We start from the raw sequence: 17,167 nt of genomic DNA on the forward strand, positions 1-17,167 counted from the left end.
CGGTCCGTCTGGAATTCGGGCCGGGCCCCGAGGAGCGGGGTCCGGAACGGTTCCTTGGAAGGGGGCGCCCCAGAGAACTGGGTCGCCGAGCAGGGACATTACCGATCCGGCACGGCCCTCCCCCGCGTATTCGCCCCGAACACCACCGCACGCCCCCGCGCCGCGTCACGCACCCCCTCAAGAGCCCCCGAGCACGCGAAAGGGGCCGGTCACCCCACCAGGTGACCGGCCCCTTCACATGCCGTGGCGACTACCGCCGGTGCTGCGAGTCCGCGACCGTGACCTCGACGCGCTGGAACTCCTTCAGCTCGCTGTAGCCGGTGGTGGCCATGGCGCGGCGCAGGGCGCCGAAGAAGTTCATCGAGCCGTCCGGGGTGCGGGACGGGCCGGTGAGGACCTCCTCGATGGTGCCGACGGTGCCGAGGTCGACCTTCTGGCCGCGCGGCAGCTCCTCGTTGACGGCCTCCATGCCCCAGTGGTGGCCCTTGCCCGGCGCGTCGGTCGCACGCGCCAGCGGGGAGCCCATCATCACCGAGTCGGCGCCGCAGGCGATGGCCTTGGGCAGGTCGCCGGACCAGCCGACGCCGCCGTCGGCGATGACGTGGACGTACCGGCCGCCGGACTCGTCCATGTAGTCCCGGCGAGCGGCGGCCACGTCGGCGACCGCGGTGGCCATGGGCACCTGGATGCCGAGCACGTTGCGCGTGGTGTGGGCGGCGCCGCCGCCGAAGCCGACGAGGACGCCCGCGGCGCCGGTGCGCATCAGGTGCAGGGCGGCGGTGTAGGTGGCGCAGCCGCCGACGATCACCGGGACGTCGAGTTCGTAGATGAACTGCTTCAGGTTCAGCGGCTCGTGCGAGCCGGAGACGTGCTCCGCGGAGACGGTGGTGCCGCGGATGACGAAGATGTCGACGCCCGCGTCCACGACGGCCTTGGAGAACTGGGCGGTGCGCTGCGGGGAGAGCGCGGCGGCGGTGACCACGCCCGAGTCGCGCACCTCCTTGATGCGCTGCCCGATCAGCTCCTCCTTGATGGGAGCCGCGTAGATCTCCTGGAGGCGGCGGGTCGCGGTCTCCGCGTCGAGGCCGACGACCTCGTCGAGCAGCGACTGCGGGTCCTCGTGCCGGGTCCAGAGCCCTTCCAGGTTGAGGACGCCGAGGCCGCCCAACTCGCCGATGCGGATGGCGGTGGCCGGGGAGACGACCGAGTCCATGGGAGCGGCCAGGAACGGCAGCTCGAAGCGGTAGGCGTCGATCTGCCAGGCGATCGAGACCTCCTTCGGGTCCCGCGTACGGCGGCTGGGGACGACGGCGATGTCGTCGAAGGCGTACGCCCGGCGGCCGCGCTTGCCGCGCCCGATCTCGATCTCAGTCACGTCTGTGGCCTTTCCCTGATGCGTTGCAGCGCCTTCCAGTATCCCCGACGGGCGCGCCGGGGCACCGCAGAGGGCGGCCCCGGATGTTCCGGAGCCGCCCTCGGGAGGCTGCTGCCTGCTGTGCTTACTTGCTGCGGCTGTAGTTCGGCGCCTCGACCGTCATCTGGATGTCGTGCGGGTGGCTCTCCTTGAGGCCCGCCGAGGTGATCCGGACGAAGCGGCCCTTGGACTCCATCTCCTCGATGGTGGCCGCGCCCACGTAGCCCATGGTCTGGCGCAGGCCGCCGACGAGCTGGTGCAGGACGTTGGCGAGCGGACCCCGGTAGGGGACCTGGCCCTCGATGCCCTCGGGCACGAGCTTGTCGTCGGAGGCGACCTCGGCCTGGAAGTACCGGTCCTTCGAGAACGACTTGCCCTGGCCGCGGGACTGCATGGCGCCCAGCGAGCCCATGCCGCGGTAGGACTTGAACTGCTTGCCGTTGATGAACTGCAGCTCGCCCGGCGACTCCTCGCAGCCCGCCAGCAGGCTGCCCAGCATCACGGTGTCGGCGCCGGCGGCGAGCGCCTTGCCGATGTCGCCGGAGTACTGGAGGCCGCCGTCGCCGATGAGGGGCACGCCGGCGGCGCGGGCGGCGAGGGAGGCCTCGTAGATCGCGGTGACCTGCGGGACCCCGATGCCGGCGACGACGCGGGTGGTGCAGATGGAGCCGGGGCCGACGCCGACCTTGATGCCGTCGACACCGGCGTCGATCAGGGCCTGGGCGCCGTCGCGGGTGGCGACGTTGCCGCCGACGACGTCGATGCCGACGCTGGACTTGATCTTCGACATCCAGCTCAGCGCGTTGCTGTTGTGCCCGTGCGAGGTGTCGACGACGAGGAAGTCCACCCCGGCCTCGGCGAGGGCCTGGGCGCGGTCGAGGGCCTCGGGGCTGGCGCCGACGGCGGCGCCGACGAGCAGGCGGCCCTTGGCGTCCTTGGCGGCGTGCGGGTACTGCTCGGCCTTGACGAAGTCCTTGACCGTGATCAGGCCCTTGAGGATGCCGTCGCCGTCGACCAGCGGCAGCTTCTCGATCTTGTGGCGGCGCAGCAGCTCCATGGCGTCCACGCCGGAGATGCCGACCTGGCCGGTGACCAGCGGCATCGGCGTCATGACCTCGCGCACCTGCCGGGTGCGGTCGGTCTCGAAGGCCATGTCGCGGTTGGTGACGATGCCGAGCAGCTTGCCCACGCCGTCGGTGACCGGGACGCCGCTGATGCGGAACTTGGCGCACAACGCGTCGGCCTCGCCGAGGGTGGCGTCCGGGTGGATGGTGATGGGGTTGGCCACCATGCCGGACTCGGAGCGCTTCACCAGGTCGACCTGGTTGGCCTGGTCCTCGATGGACAGGTTGCGGTGCAGGACGCCGACGCCGCCCTGGCGGGCCATGGAGATGGCCATCCGGGACTCGGTCACCTTGTCCATGGCCGCGGAGAGCAGCGGGATGTTGACCCGCACGTTGCGGGAGATGCGGGACGAGGTGTCGACCGCGTTCGGAAGCACCGCGGAGGCGCCCGGCAGCAGCAGCACGTCGTCGTAGGTCAGCCCGAGTGTCGCGAATTTCTCGGGCACTCCGTCGACGTTGGCAGTCATGACACCTTCCCCAAATGGCCTTGATCGGTGCGGATGTCCATGCTAACGGGAAGTGGACGTGGCTCATTCCACGATCAAGGATGCGTACGACCTTCGTGCTTTCGCACGAGAGGGGTCGCCGCGCGGGTCGAACGCGGGCCGTCGCCCGGACTACTGCTCCGCCAGCGCCCGCAGCCGGCTCAGCGCCCGGTGCTGGGCGACCCGCACGGCACCCGGTGACATTCCCAACATCTGCCCGGTCTCCTCCGCCGTGAGCCCGACCGCGATGCGCAGCAGGAGCAGCTCGCGCTGGTTCTGCGGCAGGTTGGCCAGGAGTTTCTTGGCCCAGGCGGCGTCGCTGTTGAGCAGCGCCCGCTCCTCCGGGCCCAGCGAGTCGTCGGGCCGCTCGGGCATCTCGTCGGACGGGACGGCCGTCGAGCCGGGGTGGCGCATCGCGGCACGCTGGAGGTCGGCGACCTTGTGGGCGGCGATGGCGAAGACGAACGCCTCGAAGGGGCGTCCGGTGTCCTTGTAGCGGGGCAGCGCGAGCAGCACCGCGACGCAGACCTCCTGGGCGAGGTCCTCGACGAAGTGCCGGGCGTCGCCGGGCAGCCGGGACAGCCGCGTGCGGCAGTAGCGCAGCGCCAGGGGGTGGACATGGGCGAGCAGGTCGTGCGTGGCCTGCTCGTCCCCGTCCACGGCGCGGTGGACGAGCCCACCGACCGTCCCCTGGTCCGGGGGCGCCTCGTCGTCACGCATCGGTCCATGGTGCCTTGCGGCCGTCCGATCCGTGGCTCCGTGCCCGTTGTTGTGCACCGAAGCGTTATGAGCAGGTGCGCCGGAACTCATCCCCTGCGCCCTCCCCTTCCGCTCGACCGACTCGTCCCCGAGGAACTCCACACCTCAAGGATGCGTCATCCGCGGCGAAACGAGCAGCGGGCCTCCGGCGGGTCGTCTTGTCACCCCCGCTCACCTCGCGATAAGCGGGGATCGCCACGTCTCCGACGGGCCCCTTCGGACTCCCTCGCACGGGGAGCCCCTAGCGGACCAGGCCCCACCGGAAGCCGAGCGCCACGGCGTGCGCCCGGTCCGAGGCGCCGAGCTTCTTGAAGAGCCGACGGGCGTGGGTCTTGACGGTGTCCTCGGAGAGGAACAGCTCGCGGCCGATCTCCGCGTTGGAGCGGCCGTGGCTCATGCCCTCCAGGACCTGGATCTCCCGCGCGGTGAGCGTGGGCGCGGCGCCCATCTCGGCCGAGCGCAGCCGACGCGGGGCGAGCCGCCAGGTCGGGTCGGCGAGGGCCTGGGTCACGGTGGCGCGCAGTTCGGCGCGCGAGGCGTCCTTGTGCAGATAGCCACGGGCACCGGCGGCGACCGCGAGGGCCACGCCGTCCAGGTCCTCGGCGACGGTGAGCATGATGATGCGCGCGCCGGGGTCGGCCGACAGCAGCCGCCGGACGGTCTCGACGCCGCCCAGGCCGGGCATGCGCACGTCCATCAGAATCAGGTCCGAGCGGTCGGCTCCCCAGCGGCGGAGGACTTCCTCGCCGTTGGCGGCCGTCGTCACGCGCTCGACGCCGGGCACGGTCGCGACCGCGCGGCGGAGCGCCTCTCGGGCAAGCGGGGAGTCGTCGCAGACGAGGACGGAAGTCATGGCCGTCCTCCGCAGCTCTTGCGCGTCACGTTGAGCCTCCAGGCTGGTACGAAATCGTCACCTGTGCGGTCGACCGTCCCGGACGCCCGCCCGAGCACTTGTTCCTTCAACCGCCTCCGCACTCTCAACGATGGTCACTCGAAAGAGTTACGGGGCTGTGTGTCGTCTTCGGCACTCTACGTGAGGGGGCGGCCACGCAGCAGACATGCGCGGGGGACCCGCGCCGTTTCATCACAACCGGTGCCCCATTTAGCCGCTTTTCTTCCACTTCGCTGGTGTCTGCGGCTAGATTCGCAATGAGTCATATTTTCATCTCCTTAGATCGTAGTTGTACGGTCGTGGACACCGTATCCACCCAGAACGGCTACAAGGGGTCACGCAATGGCAGATTTCTCCCGCCTTCCCGGACCGAACGCGGACCTGTGGGACTGGCAGCTCCTGGCTGCGTGCCGAGGGGTGGACAGCTCACTCTTCTTCCATCCGGAAGGCGAACGCGGTGCGGCACGGAGTGCTCGCGAGAACTCGGCCAAGGAGGTCTGCATGAGGTGCCCGGTCCGCGCCGAGTGCGCGGCGCACGCGCTGGCGGTGCGTGAGCCGTACGGCGTCTGGGGCGGGCTGACCGAGGACGAGCGCGAAGAGCTCATGGGACGGGCCCGCAACCGCCTGGTGGCGGCGACGGCCTCGGCGTCGGCCGGCGGGGAGACGGCCGCACCTCACTGAAGGAACGTTTCTCTGGAAGAACCCGAAGCAAGGTCCCCCGAAGCGGTCAGCGCGTCGCCGACTGGCGCGCCCCCGCCCGGGCCAGCTCGTCCAGGGTGGCCGTCACCGCCGGCACCTGCGCCAGGTCGGGCAGCGTGAGCGCGACGATCTCCCGCCGCACGGCCGGCTCCAGCGTGACCGTCCGCACGCCCCGGGGCCGTACGGACTCGACGGCGAGCTGGGGCAGCACGGCCACGCCGAGACCCGCGCCGACCAGGCCGACCACCGCGGGGTAGTCGTCGGTGGCGAAGTCGATGCGGGGGGAGAAACCGGCCCCCTCGCACACCTCGACCAGCTGTCCGCGGCAGCGCGGGCAGCCCGCGATCCAGGACTCCCGGGCCAGCTCACCGATGCCCACGGCCCCTTCCGTACGGGCGAGCCGGTGCGCCTCGGGGACCAGCGCCACCAGCCGGTCGGTCAGCAGCGGCCGTACGACGAGGTCGTCCCACTCCTCCGCGCCGGCCGCTCCCTCGTAGCGGAAGGCGAGCGCCACGTCGCAGTCGCCCTCGCGCAGCAACTCGACGGAGTTCGGCGGCTCGGCCTCCTCCAGGGAGACCCGGGTGCCGGGGTGCGCGGCGCGCAGCGCGGCCAGGGCGGTCGGTACCAGGGTGGAGCTGCCGCTGGGGAAGGAGACCAGCCGGACCCGTCCGGCGCGCAGCCCGGCGATCGCGGCGACCTCCTCCTCGGCCGCCGTGAGCCCGGCGATGATCCCGGCGGCGTGCCGCACCAGTGCCTCTCCGGCCTGGGTCAGCCGCATCTCACGCCCCGTGCGCACGAGCAGAGGGGTGCCGACGGATGCCTCCAGGGCCTTCATCTGCTGGCTGACGGCGGGCTGGGTGCAGCCCAGCTCGCGCCCCGCGGCGGAGAAGGAACCGGTCGATGCCACGGCGCGCAGTACACGGAGATGACGAGCCTCGATCACATCCCCGAGGATAAGCGACCCTTTGACCGAACGCCCAATAACGCGTCGACGCTTTGACCGCGATGACCTACCGTTCTCGCATGCACCTTCCCGCCATGAGGCTCCTGTCCGTCAACCTGGGACGCGCGACGGCGGTGCCGTACACGGACCAGCCCGAGGGCGTCACCGGCATCGACAAGCGCCCGGCCGACGGTCCCGTCCGGGTGGCGGCGCCCGGCTCCAAGGGCACCGGGGCGAGCGGCCTGGCCGGCGACGCCGTCTGCGACACACGGCACCACGGCGGCACCGACCAGGCGGTGTACGCGATGGCGCGCGAGGACATGGACGCCTGGGGCCGCGAACTGGGCCGCGAGCTGCCGAACGGCGCGTTCGGGGAGAACCTCACCACCACGGGCCTGGACCTCACCGGCGCCCTGATCGGCGAGCGCTGGCGGGTCGGCCCGGAGCTGCTCCTCGAGGTGACGTCCGGACGCATCCCGTGCCGCACCTTCCAGGGCCACATGGGTGAGCCGCGCTGGGTGAAGCGCTTCATGGAGAAGGGTGCGCCGGGCGCCTACTTCCGCGTCCTCGAGCCCGGTGAGATCCGCGCGGGCGACCCGGTGCGGATCGTGCACCGCCCCTCCCACGAGGTGACGGTGGCCGTGCAGTTCCGCGCCGTGACGACCCAGCGCGAGCTGCTCCCCCGGCTGCTCGCGGCGAGCGAGGCGCTGCATCCGGAGGCGCTCGCGACGGCGCGGAAGTACGTGGCGGAGTACGGCGCCTGACGGACGTACGTTGCCGGGTACGACGGCCGAGTGAAGCGGACGTGCCCGGTCCGCACCGGTGATCGCGCACCCTAACCTTGCGCCATGACAACGGCATTGATTACGGGATCGACGGCGGGCCTCGGGGCGGCGTTCGCACGTCGGCTGGCGGCCGACGGACACGACCTGGTGCTGGTGGCCCGCGACACCAAGCGGCTGCGCGAGCAGGCCACCGAACTGCACGACCGGCACGGCATCGAGGCGGAGGTGCTGACGGCCGACCTGTCGACTGACGCCGGCATCGACGCGGTGGCCGCCCGGCTGTCGGACCCCAGGAACCCCGTCGACCTGCTGATCAACAATGCCGGTTTCGGCAACAAGGGCCGTTTCCTCGACGTCTCCATGGCCGACGAGCTGACCATGCTCAAGGTGCACTGCGAGGCGGTGCTGCGGCTGACCTCGGCGGCGGTGGCGGGCATGCGGGAGCGCGGCCGCGGCGGCGTCGTCAACGTGGCCTCGGTCGCCGCCTTCGTCCCGCGCGGCACCTACGGCGCCTCCAAGGCGTGGGTCGTGCAGTTCACCCAGGGCGTGGCGAAGGACCTGGCCGGCAGCGGCGTACGCCTGATGGCCCTCGCCCCCGGCTTCGTGCGCACCGAGTTCCACCAGCGCGCCGGCATGGGCACGGACAACATCCCGAACTGGATGTGGCTCGACGCGGACAAGGTCGTCGCCGCGGCCCTCGCGGACCTCTCCCGCGGCAGGTCCCTGTCGATCCCCGACCCCCGCTACAAGACCCTGATGGGCGCGGCGAAGCTGGTGCCGCGGGGTCTGCTGGGCGGCATCACGTCACGGACGGGGCGGAAGTACGGGCCGCAGTAGGGCAGTAGGGGCCATGCCTGGTGAGGTCCTCGCCCGACCGAATCGACGGCTCGGTGTCCGTGCACCGTCCAATATCGGCTGCGGGGGTGGCGCAATGATTGATCACAAGGACTTCATGCACGGTGCTGCGCTGGTGGCGATCGCGGGCTCGGAGATGTTCACCGCGCTCAATCGAGCCAGCGTCAAGTACGGGCACTACGTCGTGAACCACGACCGTCACCTGTTCATCAAGTACAACGACGGCAGGGGGCCGGGGGACTACTTCTTCACGTTCTCGGGCGAGGACAAGCAGAGGATCCGGTCCGAGGCGGCACCCCTGGTCTTCGCCGTTCTGGTCTGCGGCAACGAAGTAGTGACGGGAATCGCCCGGGACGAGCTGTCCCGTCTGCTCCCGCTCACCAACAGCGCCGCCTCGACCGTGAAGGTTTCGGCGCCGCAGGGACGGCAGTTGCGGATCTCGGGACCGAGGGGTCAGCTGCCGCTGATCGCCCGCCGGTCGTTCCCCGAGCGAGTACTCGCCTGAGCGCTCCGGTCCGGCTGTCGTAGCTGCGGGACTACGATCTCCGGGTTCCTGGCTGCCCGGCCACGTGTCATGACGGCCCAAGCGGTTCGCGTCGGGCGGTCTGCTCGGCGTCTTCGCACTGCGCACTGCCCTGTCCCGTACGCCTGCCTCGGTCTGAGCCATGCCCGCGCGCCGGTAGCCCTGGTGCACCGAATCCGGCTCGTCGCGCGCCCCGGTCCCTCAACGTGTGCGGGGGCGGCACGGAGAAGGACCGATCCGGCCAGTTCGCGGCTTGTTCCAGTCTGAGTACGGCTACTCAGGCCTCTTGATGCCGGATACGGGTGGGGTCGGTGGTGACGGCACATTAGCGTTCACTTCGTCCACACAACACCGCTGGTGAACAGGCACGTTCGGCCGGTGGGGGGTCCAGGAAGTCGGGGAGGGGCCACGCATGGCGTGGGAGGAGTGGGAGCAGCTCAAGGCTGCGGCGGCTGAACGGCAGTCCGCGCACATGCAGCTCAATCAGTTGCCGGCCGACCGGGGCGCTACGAGCACGGGTCCGGTCTATGGACCCCCGTCGGGCAGGTTGAGGTCGGACAAGGCTGCGTAGTCCAAGGCCGGGGAGGGGCTCGGCGAGCTGCGGACCGACATGGGCAAGGCGTTGACGAAGCTGGAGGACGCCCAGACCGGCCTCGACAAGGGGTCCGCGTTTCTGACCGCCGCGGCGCAGCGGGGTGTGTTCGACTCGTGGACGCGTCGAGTGAAGGACATCGACGAGTGGTGTGACGGGCTCGCCGGTGTGCTGGAGAAGACAGGCAACGACCAGCTGAGGACCGACGAGGCGATCAAGGCGGAGATCGCCGCGCTGAGTACCGGCTCCGAAACGGCGACTGCCGCTCAGGGCAGCGGTCGGTGATCCGGCATGGACCTGAAAGCACTCAAGACGCTCAAGCCGGCCGAGTACGCGGAGGCCGCAGACGGATACCGTGCGGTGAGCGACGCGGCCGACGCAGCCGCGGATCGCATCGGCAAGCAGATCAGCAACACCATGGACGCGGCCAATGAAGGGAAGGCCGCTGACGCGGCGCAGAAGCAGCTGAAGAAGCTCGCGGAGAATTTCCACTACACCCAGGTCGAGTGCGGCCTGGTCAGCGGGGCACTCAACGGCTTCTCCGCCGAGATCGTCTCACCTCGGCGCCGGCTGATCGAAGCGCTGGACGATGCGGCGGCTCTGGGATACCCGGTCAGCCCGGAAGGCGACGTCACCTTTCCGGCAGGCGGCGAGAACAAGGCGACCGGAGGCGAGGTCCCCGGCGGCACGGCAGTCGGCAACAACGGCATGCTGAGTCCGAACAACAGGGCGCTGTACGGCCCCGGCCCCAATGGGCTGTACTCACCGGACGCGAGAACCAGCGGCATCGACATCCACCACGGCAACCCGCACCACGCCAAGGCCCAGGAAATCGCCGACCGCATCGCCCACGCCCTGCGCGAAGCCACGGAGATCGACGAGCGGTACAGCGAGGGGTTGGGCAAACTCAAGGCTGCGCCAGGCCTCAGCGTCAACACGAAGACCTGGGCGGACGTGGCATCCGACGTCGGTGCTGTCAGCACGGCCGCGCGTGAATACCTTCGGACACCGTCCCTCTGGACAAGTCCCCCGCAGACCGAAAAGAGTGGTGGGACAGCCTCAGCGACGAACAGCGTGAAGAATACAAGATCGCTTTCCCTGAGGTCATCGGCAACCTCGACGGCATTCCATCTCTCGTGCGCGACGAGGCGAACCGTGAAAACCTGCCGCTGCTCATCGCGTCACTCGAGGGTCGACACGATGAGGTATCACAGGCCAAGTTGGGAGGCCTGGAGAAGATACAGGAGAAGCTGGGGAAACCCAGCGTGCCGCCCATGTACCTCCTCGGAGTTGGGCTCGAGGGAAACGGCAGGGCCATCGTGGCCTACGGGAATCCTGACACATCTAGGAATGTGGCAGCATATGTGCCGGGATTGGGAACCAAACTCGACTCCGAGTTCGCCGACGGCACAGTGAAGCGCGCCTTCTATACAGCTGCGGGTGCTCAGAAATTTGATGGTTCATCATCCGCGATCGTATGGCTTGGGTATGATGCTCCTCAATCGCTCGATGTGATGACCACATCCGACGCCGAGCGCGGCGCCCCCGCCTACAACAGCTTCATGGACGGGATTTCCGCAACCAACATGAACCACGACGCCCACGTGACCGCCATTGGGCACTCCTACGGTTCTCGTTTGGTTGGAGCCGCAACGCAGGAGGCGGGAGGAATCCCTGGTGCCGACGATGTCATTCTCGTCGGAAGCCCTGGCGTCGGTGTTGACAGAGCAGAGGAACTGGGTGTGGGGAAGAATCATGTCTGGGTTGGTGCAGCAGAGAATGACATCGTCACAAAGCTCCCTTCTAAAAACGAAGCTTTGGCCGGGACCGCAGGCTTCTTCGGGGGAGGCCCAGGCGGAGCGTATATCGCAGGTGAAGTTGCCGACCAGGGTGACGACGACATCTGGTTCGGCAAAGACCCGGCAAGCAAGGCATTCGGCGCCAACAGATTTCAGACTCTTCCCGGACCCGAGTTGATACAACCCTCTTTTCCTCAAATATGGAATTCGTCACTCGACATCGAGGCCCACAGTAACTATTTCAACCCAGAAGAAGGGAAGGACAAGGTCTCCGCGCAAAATATTGCCGCCATCGTGGCAGGGCATTCAGAATACGTCATAAGGGAGACGCCCCGATGAGAAGAGCGCGTGCATCGACTTCATTGCTGGCGCTACTACTTGCCGGATGCGGGACGACGGGTTCTCCATCCTCAACCGCAGAAGGGCAACCGAAGATGAATCTTCAGGAGGCTGCAGACAAGGCAGACAGGATTTTGGACGAGACCTTTGCAGCCATCAAACCTCCCGTGCAATGGACTCATCGATACTCCATGCCGGGCGACTGTTACGTGGATCGCGACCGTGCAGTGATGACCATCATTTCGACCGAACGGCGTGGCAGCTTCCTCGGTGTTCTGGAGCGTCACTGGAAAAGTAAGGGCTACAGCCTCGTGGCGACGAGTCCTAACGGACTGGCTGCCCACTTCAAGACGCAGGACGGATTTCAACTGGAGGCCCTGATCGCGCCAAATGGCCAGGCGCACCTGAGCATCACGACTCCCTGCGTGGAGAAGTCCGAAGTTTCGCAGCCGACCAGTAAGCCGAGCGGCCCTGATTACTCGAAGAAGGAGCTACCCTCCCCAAATGTGGAGTCGACGTTCTGGTCGAGCGAGGCACCCCTCTGAATGGGATACACGCCATCCTCACCTTCGACGTGGCGGCCCTGGATGAGAGCGCTTCAGGCAAACTGATGGATTTCTTCGACAAACCGACTGGCACCAAGCGCCCTCAGGGCAGCGTAAACCCGCTTCCCGCAACCGATGTCATCCATGCACTGTTGACGCTTAGCAACGCCAATATGCCATTCCGTGCACGGAAAGCCTCACCAAGAGAAAAGGCCGACTTGGTTGCAGAGTGTGAAGTCCCCAGGGCGGGTGTAACCGTCAGAACTCAAATGCTCATCACGACAGTACGGACGCGGCAACGCGCCAGCAGTCTATCGGCAATGGGAGTCTCAGCTCGACTCCGAGGGACGCCGCCACAGGATCGAGGTGTTTCGCTTCGATACGCGTGAGGTGACGGATCCCTTGCGAGACACAGTGCTGGACGCTGGTTGGACTTGGCGGGGAGTGCTCAAGCTCTGACCTTCCCTCACTGAGCGTTTTCAACGAGGCTCGCAGTCTCAGCCCGTCATCACGACTTGAGGTTGGGTGTCACGGTCTGTGTGCTGACCACCGAGCGGCGCTGGGCCCAGGTGGAGGTACAGCCGACGGCGGCAGCGAGACGCCTTGCAAGGAGGTGGTCCTGGTCAAGCCGCGCCCGACTGCTCCGACCACTCCGACCGCTACCAGCGCCGTCCCGGCCTCCTTGCTGCCGTCGCGCATGGTGAATTCGAGGGCCGAGTTGCTGAACCCGACCGTGGACCTGTAGGCGTACCTGAGCTCGGACCAACCCTCCGGTGCCCTGCTGACGAGCCCTTGAAGGGCCTCTCGGCACATGCCCAAGGTCGGTGTACCAGTTTAGGCGGGGGCGATTATCGGGACAGGGGGTTCACGGGGCAGATCACTGCCAACTCCTTCATGCAGCGGGAGTTCGGGAAGAAGCTGATTGAGAAAGCGCGATTGATACCGAGCCGCCGCAACCTCTGCCTTCACCGCTGTCGGGACGCCCCGCGCACCCTACCGCCCGGTCAACACCGTCGATATGGGCCTTGAGCGGGCAAGTTGCCTCGTGTGAGTGAACGCCCGTCAGCGAAAGCTTTCTTCACTCAACGCAGCCCGCACTTTATCGCGCCCCCGCGCGCCTTCACCCAGTTCTCGCACGACCTCATCCGGCATTCCCGGCTCTCCTCCGACGCCGTTCGCCTCCTGACCTGGCAGCTCTCCCATCTGGGCGAGCAGCTAGAGCGCTTTGGCCTCGCTCAAGGGCACGTTGGAGACGAGCTGTTGGGTGACCCAGAGCCCACCGGCCCCCTGGAGCCGCCGTTCGTGCACGAATCCCTCGTCCTTGAGCTGCCGCTTGGCCCGGGTGAAGGCGCAGCCACCCCGTGGGGCCTGCGGAGACGATCACCACCGAGCGCGTCGCACCGGCGCAGCTCGGCGTTCGGCAGCCGCGCTCCGTCCGTCAGGAAGGCGGAGTCCTCGTAGTGGCGCAGGGCGGCGCGGGCGAAGTGGTGTTCTTCTGAATTCACCGGCACGGCACGGATCTCAGGGCGCACGTCACCCGGATGGCCCAGTTCCGGATCCTGGGCGGGGGCGTCACCCGAACGTGTGGTCTATCCCCGTCTGCCCCTGGCGAGGGACCGCTGCGACTTAGCGTCGGGTGGCTGCGCCCGCAGCGGGCGGGAGGTCGCAGGTTTCGGCGAGGGAGAGGGCGGCATCACGTGAACGCGGGCACTGGTGACGGAGGCGGACTGTTCGTCGACGGCGCCGACGGGGAGCGTACGGGCAGGGTGAAGGCGGGCCGGGGCCTGGGGGCGGTGACCGGCGGGGGGACGGTGATGTTCTCCGACGCTCCGGGCGGTGGGAGTGGGGCTCCGTCGGCGGTATCGATCTCCGGCGGTCCCGGTGCCGTCGGGGTCGCCGAATCCGGGGCCGCCTCCGTCCCGCTCGCCCGGCCCGCCCCGCGTCCCGGGCCCGGTGGCGTCCCTGCCAAGTCCCGGAAGGCTCGGAAGGCGGGACGATGGGCGAAGGTCGCGCAGCGGATCGTGCCGGACGACCTCCAGCCCGACGCGCTGCGTGTGGAGCTGACCGAGCTCGGGGACGCGTTCCGCGCCTACCAGCGGCGGCCCGAGCCGGACCTCGCCGTCCTCGCTGAACTCCACGACCGCAAGGCCCGCGCCTTCGCCTCGTGGGCCGACGTCACCGGCGACGCGTCCCTGCGGGAGGAGGCGGACCGGGCCGCGACGGCGGCGCGGACGACCCGCGAGATGGACGCCCACCGGCGCGGCATCCTGCTGGACGGTGAGGGGCCGGTGGTCGAGCGGCTGCTGACCCGGGGCCAGGGCGTCCATCTCCGCAATGTGCTCGAGCACGTACGGGTCGGCTCCCCCCGCCCCGAGGCCGAGGCCCGGCTCGCGGTGCTGATGATCACCCTGCGGGCCGCTCGCGCCGGTACCGGGAACGTCACCGGGCAGGACCTCGGCGGCTGGTTGCAGGGCGACGCCGAGCGGGTGCTCCAGGAGCTCGTCGACGTGGGCTGGCTGCTGCTGCCGGAGGACGTCACCGCCGACGACGCGCTGACGTCCCGGCCCGAGGAGCCCACCCAGGTCACGGTGCCCACGCTGATCCCCACGCAGCCCCGCCCGTTCTTCTTCGGCAAGGTCACCAGGGCGCGGCTCTCGGGGTGGGCCCAGAAGGTGGTGGGCGACCGGAAGCTGCGGAAGAAGAAGGCCGCGGCTGCCACCAGGCTCCTCGCGGTGTACACCGCGGCCCACAGCCGTCCCGACGGGTGTCTCGGAGGCGCCGACGAGGACGCCGGTCTGGCGCTGGACGAGGTCGCCCAGTTCTGCGGCCTGCGCCCCGAGGACGTCGCCGAGCAGGCGGGGCTGCTGGTCGCCGCCGGCTGGCTCGCGGCGGAGGCGGACGCCGCCGACGGGCGGCTGCGGGGCCGGCTGGCCGAGCGCGTACTACCGCTGAGCGGACTGCTGTGACGGCTCGTCACTGAGCAACGTCAGGGCAAGCGCCCCCAAGGGGCGCGGGGAACTGCGCGACCAGCCACAACGGCGCCGCACCCGGCTACGAACCCGACAGGGCAGACGCGCCCCCGGCACGGCGCCCAAAAGCAACGGTGCCCGGCCCCCCGCAGGGGACCGGGCACCGTTCGCTCAGCTCAGCGCAGCGCTCAGTGGGCGTGCCCGTGGCCGTGGCCCGCGGCGGCCGGCTCTTCCTCTTCCTTCTTCTCGACGACCAGGGTCTCGGTCGTCAGCAGGAGGGAGGCGATGGAGGCGGCGTTCTCCAGGGCGGAGCGGGTGACCTTCACCGGGTCGATGACGCCGGCCTTGACCAGGTCGCCGTACTCGCCGGTGGCGGCGTTGAAGCCCTGGCCCTTGTCGAGCTCGGCGACCTTGGAGGTGATGACGTAGCCCTCCAGGCCGGCGTTCTCGGCGATCCAGCGCAGCGGCTCGACGGCGGCGCGGCGGACGACCGCGACACCGGTGGCCTCGTCGCCGGTCTTGCCGAGGTTGCCCTCGAGCACCTTGACGGCGTGGACCAGCGCGGAGCCACCACCGGAGACGATGCCCTCCTCGACCGCGGCGCGGGTCGCGGAGATGGCGTCCTCCAGACGGTGCTTGCGCTCCTTCAGCTCCACCTCGGTGGCGGCACCGACCTTGATCACGCACACGCCGCCGGCCAGCTTCGCGAGGCGCTCCTGGAGCTTCTCGCGGTCCCAGTCGGAGTCCGTGTTCTCGATCTCGGCCTTGATCTGGGCGATGCGGCCCTGGACCTCGTCGCGCTTGCCGGCACCGTCGACGATCGTGGTGTCGTCCTTGGTGACGGTGATGCGGCGGGCGGTGCCGAGCACCTCGAGGCCGACCTGGTCGAGCTTGAGGCCGACCTCCTCGGAGATGACCGTGGCGCCGGTGAGGACGGCCATGTCCTGCAGCATCGCCTTGCGGCGGTCGCCGAAGCCGGGGGCCTTGACGGCCACCGCGTTGAAGGTGCCGCGGATCTTGTTGACGACGAGGGTGGAGAGCGCCTCGCCCTCCAGGTCCTCGGCGATGATCAGCAGCGGCTTGGAGGCGTTGGCCTGGATGACCTTCTCCAGCAGCGGCAGCAGGTCCGCGATGGAGGAGATCTTGCCCTGGTTGATCAGGATGTATGGGTCGTCGAGGACGGCCTCCATGCGCTCCTGGTCCGTCACGAAGTACGGCGACAGGTAGCCCTTGTCGAAGGCCATGCCCTCGGTGAAGTCCAGCTCCAGACCGAAGGTGTTGGACTCCTCGACGGTGATGACACCGTCCTTGCCGACCTTGTCCATCGCCTCGGCGATCAGCTCGCCGACCTGCTGGTCCTGGGCGGACAGCGCGGCCACGGCGGCGATGTCGGACTTCTCGTCGATCGGGCGGGCGGTGGCGAGAAGGTCTTCCGACACGGCGGCGACGGCCGCGTCGATGCCCTTCTTCAGCAGCGCCGGGGAGGCACCCGCGGCGACGTTCTTCAGGCCCTCGCGCACGAGCGCCTGGGCGAGCACGGTGGCGGTGGTGGTGCCGTCACCCGCGATGTCGTTGGTCTTGGTCGCCACCTCCTTCACCAGCTGGGCGCCGAGGTTCTCGTACGGGTCCTCGACCTCGACCTCGCGGGCGATGGTGACGCCGTCGTTGGTGATGGTGGGGGCGCCGAACTTCTTGTCGATGACGACGTTGCGGCCCTTGGGGCCGATCGTCACCTTCACGGTGTCGGCGAGCTTGTTGACGCCGCGCTCGAGGGCGCGACGGGCGTCCTCGTCGAACTTCAGGATCTTCGCCATGGGAGCGTGAGCCCTCTTCCGGAAATCTTGGGGTTATACGGCAACTGCGCCCCCGACGCCCGGCTTTTTATGGTCGCGGGAGCCAGGGGCGCAGCTGGAAAGCAAGGTGCTTCGGTGAAGTGAAGAGCTACTTGAGAGCTGCTTCTACTTCTCGACGATCGCGAGCACGTCGCGGGCCGAGAGGACGAGGTACTCCTCGCCGTTGTACTTCACCTCGGTGCCGCCGTACTTGCTGTAGAGCACGACGTCGCCGACGCTGACGTCGAGCGGAAGGCGGTTGCCGTCCTCGAAGCGGCCCGGGCCGACGGCCAGGACGACGCCCTCCTGGGGCTTCTCCTTGGCGGTGTCCGGAATGACCAGGCCCGAAGCCGTGGTCTGCTCGGCGTCGAGCGGCTGGACCACAATGCGGTCCTCGAGCGGCTTGATGGCAACCTTGGAGCTGGTGGTCGTCACGATCCGACCTCCCCCTTCGGAGATCTCACGGGGTTAACTGTCTGAGGTGGCGACCAGGTGGATCCGTCGTCGCGGGTGCCGGACCTGCCCGTCGCGTAGTTGGCACTCTCCAGTGGGGAGTGCCAGACCCGAGACTATGACTGCGATTAGCACTCGGTCAAGCGGAGTGCCAATGCC

General features: G+C 68.8%; 16 protein-coding genes. 9 read left to right on the forward strand and 7 right to left on the reverse strand.

Annotated elements, in window-relative coordinates; genetic code table 11:
- Positions 1–250 precede the first annotated feature (250 nt).
- From OHA99_RS14425 to OHA99_RS14440, 4 genes are all read right to left on the reverse strand, one after another.
- On the reverse strand, positions 251–1,375 hold the full coding sequence (locus OHA99_RS14425) for a GuaB3 family IMP dehydrogenase-related protein (protein ID WP_405696080.1): 1,125 nt from the start codon (positions 1,373–1,375) through the stop codon (positions 251–253).
- Between the two features lie 124 nt (positions 1,376–1,499).
- Entirely contained in the window at positions 1,500–3,005 is a 1,506-nt protein-coding gene (guaB, locus tag OHA99_RS14430; RefSeq protein WP_366472675.1) for an IMP dehydrogenase, read from the reverse strand.
- Positions 3,006–3,155: 150 nt separating this feature from the next.
- Entirely contained in the window at positions 3,156–3,743 is a 588-nt protein-coding gene (locus OHA99_RS14435; RefSeq protein WP_030400271.1) for a sigma-70 family RNA polymerase sigma factor, read from the reverse strand.
- A 280-nt stretch (positions 3,744–4,023) separates the two neighbouring features.
- Positions 4,024–4,635, reverse strand: coding sequence for a response regulator transcription factor (locus OHA99_RS14440; protein ID WP_003948568.1), 612 nt, complete (start codon positions 4,633–4,635; stop codon positions 4,024–4,026).
- Positions 4,636–5,016: 381 nt separating this feature from the next.
- On the opposite strand from OHA99_RS14440, the gene OHA99_RS14445 reads away from it, so the two are divergent.
- Positions 5,017–5,355 carry a WhiB family transcriptional regulator gene (locus OHA99_RS14445; protein ID WP_007444023.1) on the forward strand — a complete coding sequence of 113 codons (339 nt, stop codon included), beginning with the start codon at positions 5,017–5,019 and terminating at the stop codon, positions 5,353–5,355.
- Between the two features lie 46 nt (positions 5,356–5,401).
- Here OHA99_RS14445 and OHA99_RS14450 read toward each other — a convergent pair whose 3' ends face one another.
- Positions 5,402–6,316, reverse strand: coding sequence for a LysR family transcriptional regulator (locus OHA99_RS14450; protein WP_153178352.1), 915 nt, complete (start codon positions 6,314–6,316; stop codon positions 5,402–5,404).
- Positions 6,317–6,411: 95 nt separating this feature from the next.
- On the opposite strand from OHA99_RS14450, the gene OHA99_RS14455 reads away from it, so the two are divergent.
- From OHA99_RS14455 to OHA99_RS14490, 8 genes are all read left to right on the forward strand, one after another.
- Complete coding sequence (locus tag OHA99_RS14455; protein WP_194279954.1) at positions 6,412–7,080, forward strand: MOSC domain-containing protein; 669 nt, start codon at positions 6,412–6,414, stop codon at positions 7,078–7,080.
- Positions 7,081–7,164: 84 nt separating this feature from the next.
- Entirely contained in the window at positions 7,165–7,938 is a 774-nt protein-coding gene (locus OHA99_RS14460; RefSeq protein ID WP_007444020.1) for an SDR family oxidoreductase, read from the forward strand.
- Between the two features lie 94 nt (positions 7,939–8,032).
- Complete coding sequence (locus OHA99_RS14465; protein WP_405696083.1) at positions 8,033–8,461, forward strand: hypothetical protein; 429 nt, start codon at positions 8,033–8,035, stop codon at positions 8,459–8,461.
- Between the two features lie 628 nt (positions 8,462–9,089).
- Positions 9,090–9,356 (forward strand): hypothetical protein, encoded by a 267-nt coding sequence (locus OHA99_RS14470; protein WP_405696085.1) that lies wholly within the window; start codon positions 9,090–9,092, stop codon positions 9,354–9,356.
- Between the two features lie 6 nt (positions 9,357–9,362).
- Positions 9,363–10,487 carry a hypothetical protein gene (locus OHA99_RS14475; protein ID WP_405696086.1) on the forward strand — a complete coding sequence of 375 codons (1,125 nt, stop codon included), beginning with the start codon at positions 9,363–9,365 and terminating at the stop codon, positions 10,485–10,487.
- On the forward strand, positions 10,424–11,209 hold the full coding sequence (locus tag OHA99_RS14480; RefSeq protein ID WP_405696088.1) for an alpha/beta hydrolase: 786 nt from the start codon (positions 10,424–10,426) through the stop codon (positions 11,207–11,209). Before OHA99_RS14475 ends, OHA99_RS14480 begins: the two co-directional genes overlap by 64 nt.
- Before the next feature lie 95 nt (positions 11,210–11,304).
- Positions 11,305–11,754 (forward strand): hypothetical protein, encoded by a 450-nt coding sequence (locus tag OHA99_RS14485; protein WP_153178356.1) that lies wholly within the window; start codon positions 11,305–11,307, stop codon positions 11,752–11,754.
- 1,697 nt (positions 11,755–13,451) lie between these two features.
- Positions 13,452–14,720 carry a hypothetical protein gene (locus OHA99_RS14490; protein WP_153178357.1) on the forward strand — a complete coding sequence of 423 codons (1,269 nt, stop codon included), beginning with the start codon at positions 13,452–13,454 and terminating at the stop codon, positions 14,718–14,720.
- Between the two features lie 191 nt (positions 14,721–14,911).
- Here OHA99_RS14490 and groL read toward each other — a convergent pair whose 3' ends face one another.
- Both groL and groES read right to left on the reverse strand, forming a co-directional pair.
- On the reverse strand, positions 14,912–16,537 hold the full coding sequence (gene groL / locus OHA99_RS14495; RefSeq protein ID WP_153178358.1) for a chaperonin GroEL: 1,626 nt from the start codon (positions 16,535–16,537) through the stop codon (positions 14,912–14,914).
- 144 nt (positions 16,538–16,681) lie between these two features.
- Positions 16,682–16,990 (reverse strand): co-chaperone GroES, encoded by a 309-nt coding sequence (gene groES / locus OHA99_RS14500; protein ID WP_003974211.1) that lies wholly within the window; start codon positions 16,988–16,990, stop codon positions 16,682–16,684.
- Positions 16,991–17,167: the final 177 nt, after the last annotated feature.

The organism is Streptomyces coelicoflavus (genome assembly GCF_045041415.1).
GTDB classification, from domain to species: Bacteria; Actinomycetota; Actinomycetes; order Streptomycetales; family Streptomycetaceae; genus Streptomyces; species Streptomyces coelicoflavus.